This window comes from Photorhabdus temperata (genome assembly GCF_025384845.1).
Lineage (GTDB): Bacteria > Pseudomonadota > Gammaproteobacteria > Enterobacterales > Enterobacteriaceae > Photorhabdus > Photorhabdus temperata.
The window spans coordinates 22,293-39,995 of record NZ_JAJAFX010000012.1 but is presented as its reverse complement, the minus strand read 5'-3'; the positions used below and the strand labels follow the sequence as shown (position 1 = coordinate 39,995).

1 protein-coding gene (cut by a window edge) is annotated in these 17,703 nt (G+C 54.0%); it reads left to right on the top strand.

What is annotated here, in order from left to right:
- Nucleotides 1–17,703, top strand: partial view of a non-ribosomal peptide synthase/polyketide synthase gene (locus tag LGZ99_RS06680; protein WP_262978973.1) — the 3' portion only. The gene continues 14,577 nt to the left of window position 1, outside the view; only the last 17,703 of its 32,280 coding nucleotides appear in the window; its start codon lies off the left edge, out of view; it ends in the stop codon at nt 17,701–17,703.

The window sequence follows — 17,703 nt, the reverse complement described above, 5'->3', positions numbered from 1 at the left end:
CGACCAGCGAAAAATGCCTGTATCTACCTGCTGGATAAATATGGTCAACCGGTACCATTAGGCTGCGCCGGTGAAATGTATATTGGTGGTGTGGGTGTGGCGCGTGGTTATCTGAATCGTCCTGAGTTGACCGCTGAACGTTTTCTGATTGATCCGTTTAGTCGTGTACCGGATGCCCGGATGTATCGTTCTGGAGATTTGGCCCGCTACCTACCGGACGGTGACTTGGAATTCCTGGGCCGTAATGACCATCAGGTGAAAATCCGTGGTTTCCGTATTGAACCGGGTGAAATTGAGGCCCGGCTGACGGCGTATCCGGTGGTGCAAGAGGCGGTGGTGCTGGCGTTGGGCGAGGGACAGGATAAGCGTCTGGTGGCCTATGTGGTAGCGTCAGCGGATGAGGGATTGGTTAATAGCCTGCGTCGCTACCTGAGTGCTATTTTACCTGACTACATGGTGCCGGCGGCCTTTGTACGTTTGGAGGCTTTTCCATCGACGCCGAATGGCAAACTGGATCGCCGGGCGCTACCGGCGCCGGGGGAGGAAGCCTTTGCCCGTCAGGTTTACCAAGCGCCGCAAGGGGAGATCGAAACAGCACTGGCGGCGATTTGGCGTGAACTGTTAGGGATTGAGCAGATTAGCCGGCATGACAATTTCTTCGCACTCGGTGGTCATTCACTGTTGGCGGTGCGAGTAATGAACCGTGTTGCGGCTTTAGGTGTTGAATTGCCGCTAACCACGTTGTTTAAGTTCCCCTCTTTGATTGGTTTTGCTGAGCAGATCCGTACCCGGTTTGATAAACAAGACCGGGGATTGCCTGCCATCCTGCCGATATCCCGTGAGGGTAAGTTGCCGCTGTCATTCGCGCAACAGCGTTTGTGGTTCCTGGCGCAGCTTGATGGCGTCAGTGATATCTATCATATCCCGGTCGCCCTGCGTTTGCGTGGGCAGTTTGATATCGCCGTCTGGCAGCAGGCGCTGAATGCCTTATTTGCCCGTCATGAAGCGTTACGTTCGGTATTTATTGTTGTTGACGGCCAGCCTCAGGTACGACTACTGGCGCCGGACAGTGGGTTAACTTTGTCTCAATGCGATCTGCGTGGTATCCCAGATGTTGAAACGGTACTTGAATGCTTAAGCACAGAGGAAGCTTATACGCCATTTGATCTCATGAGTGGCCCACTCATCCGTGCTTCTCTCATCCGGCTCGCGGATGACGAATATCAGTTTTTGCTCACCCAGCATCACATTGTTTCCGATGGCTGGTCTGTCAATGTGCTGATACGTGAACTCAGTACCCTCTATACGGCATTTCTGGCAGAACAAGCGGATCCATTGCCCCCGCTGGCGATTCAATACCCTGATTATGCTGCCTGGCAGCGTCAATGGTTGTCTGCCGAACATACCCAAACTCAATCCGACTATTGGCGCACCATGCTGGCTGACGCACCGGTTCTGCTGGATTTACCTACTGACCGGCCACGCCCCCCTGAACAGTCGTTTGTGGGGAGTACCTTGCCGGTCAATCTGGATGCGGAGTTAACCCAAGCCCTTAAACGCCTGAGTGAACAGCAGGGTGTCACATTGTTCATGACGATTTTATCAGCCTGGGCGGCGGTTCTGTCGCGCCTGTCAGGTCAGGATAATGTGGTGATTGGCACACCGAGTGCGGGCCGCGGTTGCCAGGAAGTAGAGCCGCTGATCGGTTTCTTTGTCAATACGCTGGCGTTGCGCATGGATTTATCGGGTGAGCCAAATGTGGCTGAGTTGCTGGCACGGGCGCGGCAAGTCGCCCTGATGGCGCAGGAGCACCAGGATTTACCGTTTGAACAGGTGGTGGAAATCGTGCAACCACCGCGCCGGCTGGCGCATACCCCGTTGTTCCAGGTGATGTTTGCCTGGCATAACAATGAGAATGCCGAGTGGGAATTGCCGGGGCTGACAATGTCACCGGTCGATCAAGATTTTGATATCGTTAAGTTTGATCTGGAGCTGATCTTGTCGGAAGTAGAGGGCCGGATTATCGGTTATCTCGATTATGCAACCGCCCTGTTTGATCAACCGACAATCGAACGACACATCGGATATTTGCATACGGTGCTGCAAGCGATGGCTGCAAATGTTCAGCAGCGGATCGGGGAAATCGATATCCTGACGCCGGCAGAGCGTAAGTTGTTGTTGGCAATCGGCAACACGCCGGAAATCGAGTACCCTGATCCATTGTGCATTCATCAATTATTTGAACAACAGGCAGAGAAAACGCCGGATGCTGCGGCGCTGGTGTATCAAGAGCAGACGTTCAGTTATGCGGAACTGAATACCCGGGCTAACCGTCTGGCCCATCAACTGATAGCGCTGGGGGTTGCACCGGATCAACGGGTGGCGATTTGCGTGTCTTGTTCCCCGGCAATGGTGGTAGGGTTGCTGGCGGTGCTGAAAGCGGGTGGGGCCTATGTACCACTGGATACCGCCTATCCGGTTGAACGTCTGACGCATATCCTGAATGATGCCAAACCGGTGATAGTACTGGCGGATAAAACCGGACGGGCAGTATTAGGAGAGCAAGCACTGGCAGAATTGATAGTACTGGATCCGAATGTTCAGCCTGACCAGCCGGGCAGTAATCCTCTGGTGCCGGCGTTGACGCCACAGCATCTGGCCTATGTGATTTACACCTCCGGTTCAACCGGGCAACCAAAAGGGGTGACGATAGAACATCAGGCGATTTATCAGCGCAGTTTAGGTTTTAATGAAACCTACGCGGTGACGGCGCAAGACCGGGTGTTGCAATTCTCCTCTTTTGCTTTTGATGCGTCGATCGAAGAATTTTTCTCGTCATTATCTCATGGCGCGACGCTGGTGATACGTGATGATAGCTGGCTGGCTTCGGTACAAGAATTTATTGCCTTAATCCGGCAACATCGTATTACGGTGATGTCTTTGCCGACGCTGTTTTGGTCTGAACTGGCGGCATTACCGCTACCGGAGTGCCTCAGGTTAATCATTATTGGGGGTGAGGCGGTACAGAAGAGCGCGGTTCAGGCGTGGTTTGCCCAGAAAGCCTATCGTCCACAGCTGTTAAATACCTATGGTCCGACTGAAAATACCGTGATTGCCACCTGTAAGGCGATATTATCGCCGGAAGATACGCGTTCTATCGGTCGGCCAGTGAAAAATACCTGTGTTTACCTGCTGGACCCCTATGGTCAGCCGGTACCATTGGGCTGCACCGGCGAAATGTATATTGGCGGCGTCGGGGTGGCGCGCGGTTATCTTAACCGGCCAGAACTGAGCGCCGGGCATTTTATGCCGGATCCCTTTAGCTTGGTATCCGGTGCCCGGATGTATCGTTCCGGGGATTTGGCCCGCTATCTGCCGGACGGCAATCTAGAATTCCTGGGCCGTAATGACCATCAGGTGAAAATCCGCGGTTTCCGCATTGAGCCGGGGGAAATTGAAACCCGGCTGGTGGAACACCCTGCGGTGAGTGAAGCTGTTGTGCTGGCTTTGGGTGAGGGACAGGATAAGCGTTTGGTGGCTTATGTGGTCGCGGAAACGGATGACGAACTGGCTAATAGCCTGCGCAGCCACCTGAGCGCCATGTTGCCGGATTATATGGTCCCGGCGGCCTTTGTTCAGTTGGATGCTTTCCCGCTGACGCCAAATGGCAAACTGGATCGCCGGGCGCTGCCGGCGCCGGGAGATAACGCTTTTGCCCGTCAGGTTTACCAAGCGCCACAAGGTGAGATAGAAACTGCGCTGGCGGTGATTTGGAGCCAGTTATTGGGGGTTGAACAGGTTAGCCGGCATGACAATTTCTTTGCCCTGGGCGGCCATTCATTGCTGGTTGTCCGGATGATTGAATCTCTGCGGCGTATTGGTCTGGGTGTTTCAGTGCAAACGCTGTTCCGGCATCAGACACTCCATGCTCTGGCTCAGTCTCTGGCGCAGCACCATGAAATCCAAATACCGGAAAACCGGATTACATCGGATACGACGGTGTTGACGCCAGATCTGCTGCCGCTGATTAACCTGACCCAGCCTGACATTGATCTGATCGTCGAGAAAGTACCGGGTGGGATTGAAAATATTCAGGATATCTATGGGTTGTCGCCGTTGCAGGAGGGGATTTTGTTCCACCATCTGCTGGCAAACGAAGGCGATCCATACCTGTTGACCGGTCAAATGACCTTTGCTGACCGTGCTCTGTTAGACAGTTATCTGGCGGCGGTTCAACGGGTGGTTGACCGGCACGATATCCTGCGGACTGCGTTTATCTGGCGAGGATTATCCGTACCGGCGCAGGTGGTTTTGCGTCAGGCGACCTTATCGGTTACTGAACTGAAGTTAACGTCTGCTGATGGGCCGATCAGTGATCAGTTAACTCAGCGTTTTGATCCACGTCAGCATCGTATGGATCTGGGACAAGCGCCGCTGCTGCGTTTTATGATGGCACAGGAAGAAGGAGAACGCTGGATCCTGCTGGAACATCAGCATCATCTGATTGGCGACCACTCGACGATGGAAGTCATGGATCGTGAAGTGCAGGTGTATCTTGCTGGTCAGGAAGCGCGTTTGCCTGCTCCGGTTCCTTTCCGCAATCTGGTGGCGCAGGCCCGGCTCGGTGTCAGTCAGGCAGAGCACACCCGTTTCTTTACCGGGATGTTAGCTGAGATAGATGAACCGACACTGCCGTTTGGGCTGACGGAGGTGCATCGTGATGGTTCACAGGTGACGGAATCATATCGGATGTTGATGACTTCACTGAATGACCGTTTACGTAGTCAGGCCCGGCGTTTGGGTGTGAGTTTGGCGGCGCTGTGTCATCTGGCTTGGGCGCAGGTATTGTCGCGCACCAGCGGTCAGGAGAAAGTGGTGTTCGGCACTGTGTTATTTGGACGGATGCAGGCGGGGGACGGTGTTGACAGCGGTATGGGATTATTTATCAATACCTTGCCGCTGCGTCTGGATATGGATGATACACCAGTACGGGACAGCGTGCAGGCCGCCCATACCCAGCTTGCCGGATTATTAGCGCATGAACACGCTTCATTGGCGCTGGCCCAGCGTTGCAGCAGTGTGCAGGGCGAGATCCCCCTCTTTAGCAGTCTGTTGAATTATCGGCATAATGCCCTGTCGGCAACGTCGGATGAACTCGTCGGCGGTATTGAATTTTTGGATGGACAGGAGCGGACTAACTATCCGTTAGTGCTATCGGTAGAGGATTTTGGTGAAGCTCTGGGGCTGACGGCTCAGGTGGTACAGCCGCTTGATCCGGAAAGAATATGCGGGTACATGCAACAGGCGCTGGAAAGTTTGGTGGAGACACTTGAACAGGCTCCAGAAACACCGGTACGGCGGTTGGAAATTTTGCCGGAAGCGGAGCGTACACTGTTGCTGAAAAGCTGGAATGCGACGGAAACCGTGTACCCTGACCAGTTATGCATTCATCAATTATTTGAACAACAGGTGGAGAAAACGCCAACGGCGCCGGCGTTGATCGCGGGAGATAAGATTCTTAACTATGCAGAATTGAATGCCTGTGCTAACCACCTGGCCCGCCAACTGATTGAGCAGGGAATTAACCGGAATGAGCACGTGGCGGTTCTGTTAGAACGCTCTATCGAACTGGTGGTGGCCCAGTTGGCTATTCTTAAGATTGGAGCCGTTTATGTTCCTGTCGATCCCCGAGTGCCAGACGAGCGGAAAGTCTGGTTGATGAACGATTGCTCCGCTAAGTTGTTGATCACCGATGCGCAATCTGAGATTCCGCTTGGCCTGTCTGTTCCTCTGTTTCGCCTCTCCGGTGAGACCGATACCATTAAGGCGAAAGATAGCCTCAATCCTGATTTACCGTGTTCCAGTGCTGGGTCAGCGTATGTTATGTACACCTCCGGCTCGACCGGTATGCCCAAAGGCGTGGTTGTGCCTCATCGTGCGGTAGTCCGGCTGGTCATCAAGAATGATTATGCTGAAATCGGGCGGAATGATCGGGTTGCTTTTACCACTAATCCGGCTTTCGATGCCAGTACGTTTGAAGTCTGGGCGCCGTTGCTTAACGGCGGTGCGCTGGTGGTGATTGATCACGCGACTGTGCTGACGCCCAAAGAGTTTGTTCAGGCATTGCAGGTTCATCGCATTACGGTGTTGTGGCTGAGTGTCGGGCTGTTTAACCGGCTGGCGACAGCGTTGTCTCCGGTTTTCCCGCAGCTCAGGATCCTGATTGTCGGCGGAGATGTACTTGATCCGCATGTCATTGCCCGGGTTCTGCATGATAGCCCGCCACAACAATTATTGAATGGCTATGGCCCGAGTGAAGGCGCCACCTTTACCACCACCTACCGTATTACGGCGTTACCACAGGGAGCGACGAGGATCCCGATTGGCCGGCCAATAGCCAACACGCAAATTTATCTGTTGGATGCTGATGGTCAACCGGTGCCATTGGGTGTGACCGGTGAGATTTATGTCGGCGGAGATGGGGTTGCCTGTGGTTATCTCAATCGCCCTGAATTGACCGCGGAACGTTTCCTAGTTGATCCGTTTAGTCAACAATCGGATGCGCGCATGTATCGGACCGGGGATTTAGCCCGTTACCTGCCGGACGGTAATCTGGAATTTCTGGGCCGTAATGATCAACAGGTCAAAATTCGGGGTTTCCGGATTGAACCGGGTGAAATTGAGGCCCGGCTGGTGGAATATCCTGCGGTGCAAGAAGCCGCGGTGCTGGCGTTGGGAGAGGGACCGGATAAGCGTCTGGTGGCTTATGTGGTGGCGGAAGCGGATGACGGGTTGATTAACCGTCTGCGAGAACATCTGAGCGCCATGTTGCCTGACTATATGGTCCCGGCGGCCTTTGTTCAGTTGGATGCTTTCCCGCTGACGCCGAATGGCAAACTCGATCGCCGGGCGTTACCGGCACCGGGAGAGGAGGCTTTTGCCCGTCAGGTTTACCAAGCGCCGCAAGGCGAGATAGAAACTGCACTGGCGTCTATTTGGCGTGAATTGCTGGGGGTTGAGCAGATTAGCCGGCATGACAATTTCTTTGCGCTGGGTGGTCATTCGTTGTTGGTTGTCCGGATGATTGAATCCCTGCGGCGTATTGGTTTGGGCGTATCGGTACAAACACTATTCCGACATCAGACACTGCGTGTTCTGGCTCAGTCTGTGGCTCAACAGCGTGAAATCCAAATACCTGAAAACCGCATTACAGCGGATATGACGGTGCTGACACCGGATCTGCTGCCATTGATTGACCTGACACAGCCTGAAATTGATCTGATCGTCGGTCAAGTGCCGGGCGGAATGGTCAATATTCAGGATATCTATGGGTTATCGCCGTTGCAGGAGGGGATTTTGTTCCACCACCTGCTGGCAGACGAAGGTGATCCCTATCTGTTGACCAGTCAGATGGCCTTTGCTGACCGCGCTCTACTGGACAGTTATTTGGTAGCGGTTCAACAGGTGGTTAATCGGCACGATATCTTGCGTACGGCGTTTATCTGGCAAGGATTATCCGTACCGGCACAGGTGGTCTGGCGTCAGGCGACCTTGTCGGTGACTGAACTGACACTGGATCCGGCTGACGGCGCGATCAGTGACCAGTTAACCCGGCGTTTTGACCCGTGTCATCATCGTATAGATCTGGATCAGGCACCGCTGCTGCGTTTTATCATTGCACAGGAAGAAGAGGGACGTTGGATCTTACTGGAACAGCAGCATCACCTGATTGGCGACCACACCACACTGGAAGTGCTGAACAGTGAAGTACAGGCGTATCTTACCGGTCAGGAAGAGAGTTTGCCTGTCCCGGTTCCTTTCCGCAATCTGGTGGCTCAAGCCCGGCTTGGCATCAGTCAGGCAGAGCATACCCGTTTCTTTACCGAGATGTTGGCGGAGGTCGATGAACCAACACTGCCATTTGGACTGACGGAGGTGCATCGTGATGGTTCGTTGGTGACGGAATCTCACCAGATGCTGACGGCGGCACTGAATGATCGTTTGCGTAGTCAGGCCAAATATTTGGGCGTGAGTTTAGCAACCCTGTGCCATCTGGCCTGGGCGCAGGTGCTATCGCGCACCAGTGGTCAGGAGAAAGTGGTGTTTGGCACGGTGCTATTTGGCCGGATGCAGGCCGGCGAAGGTGCCGACAATGGCATGGGGCTGTTTATTAATACCTTGCCGTTGCGGTTGGATATGGATGAAACCCCGGTACGGGACAGCGTACAGGCTGCTCATACCCGGTTATCGGGGTTGCTGGAGCATGAACATGCCTCATTGGTGCTGGCTCAACGTTGCAGTGGGGTAGCCAGTGGCACACCCCTGTTCAATGCGTTGCTGAACTACCGGCATAATACGCCGCTGGCGGCCTCGGATGAATTCATCAGCGGTATTGAATTCCTTGACGCGCAGGAACGAACCAACTATCCGTTTTCTCTGTCAGTGGAAGATTTTGGCAACGCACTGGGGCTGACGGCTCAGGTGGTACAACCGTTTGATCCGGAAAAGATATGTGGCTACATGCAGCAGGCGCTGGAAAGCCTGATCGAGGCGCTTGAACAGGACCCGGAAACACCGGTCCGGCAGCTGGAAATTTTGCCGGAAGCGGAGCGTACATTGTTGCTGAAAACTTGGAATGCCACGGAAACCGCATATCCAGACCAATGGTGTATTCATCAGCTGTTTGAACAACAGGTGGAGAAAACCCCTGACGCGACAGCGTTAGTGTATGAAGGGCAGACGCTCAGTTATACCGAACTGAACACCCGTGCTAACCGGCTGGCGCATCAGCTGATTGCACTGGGCGTAGCACCGGACCAGCCGGTGGCGATTTGCGTGTCGCGTTCATTGGCAATGGTGGTCGGATTGCTGGCGGTGCTGAAAGCGGGCGGCGCCTACGTGCCGTTAGACCCGGCTTATCCGGGTGAACGTCTGGGGCATATCCTGAATGATGTTGCACCGTCAGTGATACTGGCGGATGAGGCGGGATGTGCGGTACTGGGCAGGGAAGCGCTGGCCGGACTGACGGTACTCGATCCTAATCTTTTGCCTGACCAGTCAGACCGTAATCCACAGATACCTGCGCTAACTTCCCGTCATTTGGCCTATGTGATTTACACTTCCGGCTCTACCGGTACACCGAAGGGTGTTATGGTTGAGCATCGCTCTTTGTTGAATTTACATGGAACGCTGACAGCCCGCGCATTTGCATCTTCACCGGCCCCTTACCGGGTTAGCCTGAACGCCAGTATTTCCTTTGATGCGGCATTGCAAAACATACTTGGCCTGTTGAATGGCTACACGCTGGTGATTGTTCCACAAGATGTGCGCGCCGATAGTGCGGCCTTATTGCAATTTTTAGCCAGGACAAATCTTGATGTGCTGGATTGTACGCCAATGCAATTAGAGATGTTGTTGGCAGCGGGTTTGCATCAGCATCAAAAAGCGTTGACGCTGCTGATTGGCGGTGAGCCTATATCAGTACAAACCTGGCAGGCGGTAGCCAGTATACCGCAACTGACGGCTTATAACGTCTACGGTCCAACCGAATGCACCGTGGATGCGACGCTGGCCTGCATAGAGCCGGCGCATCCTTACCCGACGATTGGTCGCCCGCTTGCCAATACCCGGCTTTATTTACTGGATAAGTTTGGCTGTCCTGTGCCGTTGGGCGTGGTGGGGGAATTGTATATTGGCGGGGCGGGTGTGGCGCGGGGTTATCTGAACCGGCCAGAATTGACCGCGGAACGTTTCCTGGTGGATCCGTTCAGTGACAACCCGGATGCGCGCATGTACCGGACTGGGGATTTGGCCCGTTACCTGCCGGATGGCAATCTGGAGTTCCTGGGCCGTAATGACCATCAGGTGAAGATTCGAGGCTTCCGTATTGAACTGGGTGAAATTGAAACCCGGTTATTGGAACACCCTGCGGTGAGTGAATCTGTCGTGCTGGCGTTGGGAGAAGGGCAGGATAAGCGTCTGGTCGCCTATGTGGTGGCGCCAGCGGATGACGGATTGGTTAACCGTCTGCGTGAACATCTGAGTGCGTTGTTGCCTGACTACATGCTACCGTCCGCTTTTGTGCGCTTGGATGGCTTGCCATTAACGCCGAATAGTAAATTGGATCGCCGGGCGTTGCCGGCACCGGGCGAGGACGCGTTTGCCCGTCAGGTTTACCAAGCGCCGCAAGGCGAGATGGAAACTGCCCTGGCGGTGATTTGGCGTGAATTGCTGGGGGTTGAACAGATTAGCCGGTATGACAATTTCTTTGCTCTGGGCGGTCATTCGTTGCTGGTTGTCCGGATGATTGAATCCCTGCGGCGTATTGGTCTGGGTGTCTCGGTGCAAACGCTATTCCAGCATCAGACACTCCATGTTTTGGCTCAGTCTCTGGCTCAGCATCGTGAAATTCAGGTCCCTGAAAACCGCATTACAGCGGATATGACGGTACTGACACCGGATCTGCTGCCGTTGATTAATCTGACCCAGCCTGAAATTGATCTGATCGTCGGGCAAGTGCCGGGCGGAATGGAAAATATTCAGGATATTTATGCGTTGTCGCCGTTGCAGGAGGGGATTTTGTTCCACCATCTGCTGGCAGATGAAGGTGATCCGTACCTGTTGGCTGATCAGATGGCCTTTGCTGATCGCTCTTTGCTGGATAATTATCTGGCGGCGGTTCAACAGGTGGTTGACCGGCACGATATCTTACGGACCGCGTTTATCTGGCAAGGATTATCTGCACCGGCGCAGGTGGTTTTGCGTCAGGCTCCTTTGTTAGTCACTGAACTGAAGTTAATCCCCTCTGACGGGCCAATCAGTGCTCAACTGGCCTGGCGTTTTGACCCGCGTCATCATCGTATGGATTTGGGGCAGGCGCCGCTGTTGCGCTTTATGATGGCACAGGAAGAAGGGGGGCGTTGGCTCTTGCTGGAACAGCAGCATCATCTGGTTGGTGACCATTCGACGATGGAAGTGATGGATCGGGAAGTGCGGGCGTATCTTGCCGGTCAGGAAGCACGTTTACCTGCGCCGGTTCCTTTCCGCAATCTGGTGGCTCAGGCCCGACTTGGTGTCAGTCAGGAAGAACACATCCGTTTCTTTACCAATATGTTAGCTGAGGTCGATGAACCGACACTGCCGTTCGGGCTGACGGAGGTGCATCGTGATGGTTCACAGGTGACGGAATCGCATCGGATGCTGACAACCGAACTGAATGACCGTTTGCGCGGTCAGGCCCGGCATTTGGGCGTGAGTTTGGCCGCCTTGTGCCATCTGGCTTGGGCGCAGGTACTATCGCGTACCTGCGATCAGGAAAAAGTGGTGTTCGGCACCGTGCTGTTTGGCCGGATGCGGGCGGGAGACGGTTCTGACAGCGGCATGGGGCTGTTTATCAATACCTTGCCGTTGCGGCTGGATATGGATGATACCCCAGTACGGGACAGTGTACTGACAGCCCATAGCCGGTTAGCGGGATTGCTGGATCATGAACATGCGTCACTGGCGCTGGCCCAGCGTTGCAGCGGTATACAGGGGGAGATCCCACTGTTTAACAGCTTGTTGAACTATCGGCATAATGCCTTGCCGGAAACGTCGGACGAAATCATCAGTGATATTGAAGCCTTTGGCGGACAGGAGCGGACCAACTACCCACTGGCACTGTCAGTGGAAGATTTTGGTGAAGCGCTGGGGCTGACGGCTCAGGTGGTGCAGCCGTTTGATCCGGACAGGATGTGCGGATACATGCAGCAAGCGTTGGAAAGCCTGGCAGAAGCGCTTGAACAAGCCCCTGAGACCCCGGTACGGACACTGAACATGTTACCGCAAGCAGAACGAAAACTGTTGCTGGAGACCTGGAATGCCACGGAAACCGCGTATCCTGAGCAGTTATGTTTTCATCAATTGTTTGAACAACAGGTGGAGAAAAACCCTGACGCGATAGCGTTAGTGTATGAAGGGCAGAACCTCAGTTATACCGAATTGAACACTTGGGTTAACCGGTTGGCGCATCAGCTGATTGCACTGGGTGTCGTACCGGATCAACGGGTGGCAATTTGTGTGGCGCGTTCACCGGCAATGGTAGCGGGATTACTGGCGGTACTTAAAGCGGGTGGGGCTTATGTGCCGCTGGACCCAACTTACCCGGGTGAACGTCTGGCGCATATCCTGAATGATGCCGCGCCGACTATTTTGCTGGCGGATAGTGTTGGGTATGCGGTGTTGGGGGCGGAGGGATTGGCTGTGCTGACCGTGCTTGACCCGAATATCCTGCCTGATCAGCCGGAGAGTAACCCGCAGGTTCCTGCATTGACTCCACAGCATTTGGCGTATGTGATTTACACTTCCGGTTCTACCGGTATGCCAAAAGGGGTGATGGTGGAGCATCGTGGTGTGAGTAATCTGGCGCTGGCACAAGTTAGCCGGCTTGACATGCGTGTAACTAGCCGGATGTTGCAGTTTGCTTCCTTTGGCTTTGATGCCAGTGTTTGGGAAATCATGATAGCGCTGAGTGGGGGAGCAAGCTTAATTATCCCTGCCGACGCGGTTCGTCAGGATCCATACCGTCTCTGGCATTATCTGGAAGAGCAGGCGGTAACGCACGCTTGTCTGACGCCCGCGTTGCTGCGGGAGGGGATTGATTTGCCGGCGATAACGATAAAACCCACATTGGTACTGGCGGGTGAAGCCCTGAGTACTGTGTTGCTCCAGGCTCTGAAGGGGAAGGTAACGCTGTTCAATGCGTATGGACCGACGGAAACGACGGTCTGCGCTACGACCTGGCGTTGCCCGTCAGACTATATGGGTGAATGGGTACCGATTGGGCAGCCGATAGTTAACACGCGGGTTTATCTGCTGGACACCTATGGTCAGCCCGTACCGTTGGGGGCCGTGGGAGAACTGTATATTGGAGGGGCGGGTGTAGCGCGAGGTTATCTCAATCGTCCCGAGTTGACCGCTGAACGCTTCCTGGTTGATCCTTTTAGCGATAAACCGGATGCGCGCATGTATCGAACCGGGGATTTGGCTCGTTATCGGCCAGACGGCAATTTGGAATTCCTGGGGCGTAACGACCAACAGGTGAAAATTCGTGGTTTCCGGATTGAACCCGGTGAAATTGAGGTCCGGTTGATGGAATATCCGGCGGTAAGTGAATCTGTTGTGTTGGGATTGGGGAAAGGGCAGGATAAACGTTTGGTCGCTTATGTGGTGGCGCCAGAGGAGGAGGGGCTGGCTAATCACCTGCGTAGCCACCTGAGTGCCGTTTTACCTGATTACATGGTGCCGGCGGCGTTTGTGCGTCTGGACGCCTTCCCGTTAACGCCGAACGGTAAATTGGATCGCCAGGCGTTGCCTGCGCCCGGGCAGGAAGCTTTTGCCCGTCAGGTCTATGAGGCCCCGCAAGGCGAGATAGAAACTGCACTGGCGACGATTTGGCGTGAATTACTGGGGATTGAACAAATTAGCCGGCATGACAATTTCTTTGCGTTGGGAGGCCACTCGTTGCTGGTTGTCCGGATGATTGAATGCTTGCGGCGTATTGGTTTGGCTGTCTCGGTGCAAACACTATTCCAGCATCAAACACTTTGTGTCTTGGCTCAGTCTGTGGCTCAACATCGTGAAACTCAGGTGCCTGAAAACCGGATTACACCGGATACGACGGTATTGACACCAGAGTTGCTGCCGTTGATTGATCTGACTCAGGCTGACATTGATCTTATCGTTGGGCAAGTACCGGGCGGGGTGACCAATATTCAGGATATCTATGCGTTGTCACCGTTGCAGGAGGGGATTTTGTTCCACCATCTGCTGACAAACTCAGGTGATCCGTACCTATTGGCTGGTCAAGTAGCCTTGGCTGACCGTGCTTTGCTGGATCGTTATCTGACGGCGATTCAACAAGTGGTTGACCGGCACGATATCCTGCGTACCGCGTTTATCTGGCAAGGATTATCGATGCCGGCGCAGGTAGTTTTGCGTCAGGTACTTTTATCAGTGACTGAATTGACGCTGGACCCGGATGACGGGGCGATCAGCGAGCAATTGGTTCAACGCTTTGATCCACATCATTATCGTCTCGATTTGAGCCAGGCACCGTTGTTGCGTTTTATCGTGGTGCCGGAAACTGATGGCCGTTGGATTGTATTGCAATTGCAGCATCACCTGATTGGTGACCATACGACGCTGGATGTGATGGATCGAGAGGTGCAGGCGTATCTTGACGGTCAGGAAGCGAGTTTGCCGGCTCCAGTTCCTTTCCGCAATCTGGTGGCTCAGGCCCGGCTTGATGTCAATCAGGAAGCGCATACTCGTTTCTTTACCAATATGTTAGCAGAGGTAGATGAACCCACACTGCCTTTTGGGCTGACGGAGGTGCATCGTGATGGTTCGCAGGTGACGGAATCTCACCGGATGCTGACGGCTGCGCTGAATGATCATTTGCGTGGTCAGGCCAGACGTTTGGGCGTGAGTTTGGCCGCCTTGTGCCATCTGGCTTGGGCACAGGTGTTATCGCGTACCAGTGGTCAGGAGAAAGTGGTGTTCGGCACTGTGCTGTTTGGACGGATGCAGGCAGGGGACGGCGCTGACAGCGGCATGGGATTGTTCATCAATACCTTGCCGCTGCGGTTGGATATCAATGATACGCCGGTACGGGACAGCGTACAGGCAGCCCATACCCGACTTGCTGGATTATTAGAACATGAACACGCTTCATTGGCGTTGGTCCAGCGTTGCAGTGGTGTTCAGGGGGAGATCCCACTCTTTAGTAGCTTGCTGAACTATCGACATAATGCATTGCCAACAGAGTCGGATGAACCCATCAGCGATATTGAATTTCTGGGCGGACAGGAGCGGACTAACTATCCGTTTGTGCTGTCGGTGGAGGATTTTGGCGACGCACTGGGGCTGACGGCTCAGGTGGTGCAGCCGTTTGATCCGGAACGGGTATGTGGGTATATGCAGCAGGCGCTGGAGAGTCTGGTAGAGGCACTTGAACAGGCCCCGGAAATACCAGTTCGGGCACTAAACATTCTGCCTGAAACGGAGTGTACATTGCTGCTAAAGAGCTGGAATACGACGGAAACCGCGTATCTTGACCAGTTATGTATTCATCAGTTGTTTGAGCAGCAGGTGGAGAAAAACCCGGATGCCACAGCATTGGTGTATGAAAACCAGACGCTCAGTTATGCAGAACTGAATGCCTGGGCTAACCGGCTGGCTTACCAACTGATTGCCTTGGGTGTGGCGCCGGATCAGCGGGTGGCGATTTGCGTGTCACGTTCACCGGCGATGGTGGCCGGGGTGTTGGCGGTATTGAAGGCGGGTGGCGCCTATGTGCCGCTGGATCCCGCTTACCCGGGTGAGCGTATGGTCCATATTCTGACTGATGCCGCGCCTGCGATGTTGTTGGCGGATAATGTCGGGCGTGCGGCATTAGGCGCAGAGGCGTTGGCTGCGCTGACCGTACTGGATCCGAATATTCTGCCTGACCAGCCGGAAAGTAACCCACAGATATCTGGATTAACCTCACAGCACTTGGCGTATGTGATTTACACCTCCGGCTCGACGGGCACACCAAAAGGGGTGATGGTCGAACATCGAGGGCTGGTCAACCTGACTCTGGATAAAATTGCCCAGTTTGGCATTGGCGCGGATAGCCGGATGTTGCAGTTTGCCTCATTGGGCTTCGATGCCAGTGTCTGGGAAATTATGATGGTGCTGGCTGGTGGGGCGACTTTAGTTATTCCTGCTGATATTGTCCGCCAGGACCCCGGTCGCCTCTGGCATTATCTGGAAGAACAGGCGGTGACGCACGCTTGTGTCACACCGGCACTGCTTCGGGAAGGTGCCAATTTATCAGAGATAACGATAAAACCGACATTGATATTGGGCGGTGAAGCCCCCAGTGCGGCGCTAATACAAGCGTTGAGGGGAAAAGCAACTCTGTTCAATGCGTATGGCCCGACGGAGATCACCGTGTGCGCCACCAGCTGGCGTTGCCCGTCAGATTATACGGCGGCGTTGATCCCTATCGGCCGTCCGACTGCCAACACGCGGGTTTATCTGCTGGATGGTCATGGTCAGCCAGTACCGTTAGGCGCGATGGGGGAGTTGTATATTGGCGGGGCCGGTGTAGCGCGGGGTTATCTCAATCGCCCTGAATTGACCGCTGAACGTTTCCTTATCGATCCCTTTAGCGATAACCCGGAGGCGAGAATGTACCGCACTGGGGATTTAGTCCGTTACCTGCCGGACGGCAATTTGGAATTCTTAGGCCGTAGCGACCAACAGGTGAAAATTCGCGGTTTCCGGATTGAATCCGGTGAAATTGAGGCCCGGTTAGCGGAGCATCCTGCGGTGAGTGAATCGGTGGTGCTGGCGTTGGGTGAAGGGCAGGATAAACGTTTGGTCGCTTATGTGGTGGCGCCAGCGGAGGAGGGATTGGCTAATCGCCTGCGTAGCCACCTGAGTGCCATGTTACCTGACTATATGGTGCCAGCGGCGTTTGTGCGTCTGGATGCACTTCCACTGACCCCGAACGGTAAACTGGATCGCCGGGTGCTACCGGCACTGGATAATGAAGCCTTTGCCCGTCAGGTTTATGAAGCGCCCCAAGGTGAAACGGAAACCGTATTGGCAGCGATTTGGCGTGAATTACTGGGGATTGAGCAGATTAGCCGTCATGACAACTTCTTCGTGCTGGGCGGTCACTCACTGCTCGCTATGCGAATGATAAATCTTGCTGCTGGCCGGGGTTTGGCTTGCACATTAAATGCGTTGTTCCAATTCCCAGTGTTGGCTGAATTGACAGCAAAAATCACCTCAGATTCTCTATCTCAGCCACAAAATGGTGCTATATCGGTGCGATCTGACGGAACAGGGTTGCCGCTGTTCTTTGTGCCTAGCGGAATGGGCGACTACTCTTATGTCTTTGGATTGGCTCAACAGATTCAGCCAGGTTACCCGATTTATGCACTGCCCTGGTCATCCATCAATGAAGAACCGATGTCGATGATGGAGGCGCAAGCTGCCAGAATGATCAGCTTGATAAAAGCGGTTCAACCGGAAGGCCCGTACCGGCTGGGCGGTTACTCTTCCGGCGGCATATTGGCTTATGCTATTGCCGAGAGGTTGTTACATGCCGGTGAGAAAGTGAATTTCCTGGGATTGATTGATACGCCGGCTCCTCACTATTTTGGGCCGCAGAAAATGCCGTCTAAACATCAATTCTTTATCGAGTTAGCAAGGCAATCAGGGGAAGAGCGGACCCAAGAGATGGCGGAGTTGTATCGGCAAATTGATGAATTGAATTTAGTGCAGTTTATTGAAGCGGCACAAGAATTGGCGTTATATCCGGCAAATCTGTGCGCTGATTTAATCGCAAAACGTTGGGAGCAGATAGAGAGTTATGCGCAGATGGTGAGAGATTATGATCCGCAGGCATTGGCGGTAACGCTGCATCAGTTTTATGCAATGGAACCTTCACCCTCTATCTCTTTTATGGCGGATGAAGAGCCGGAACGTCTAAGTATAGAGCCATCGCTGGGCTGGGAGCAGATAATACCTGATGCTTCGCTTCAACTGATTGCGATACCGGGTAACCATTTTAGTGTGTTAGAGGATAATGAACATAAAACTGCTTTAGCTCAGGCTCTGAATAGGGTGCTGGCAATCAGTTGTAATGGGGAGGCGCTATCATACTGA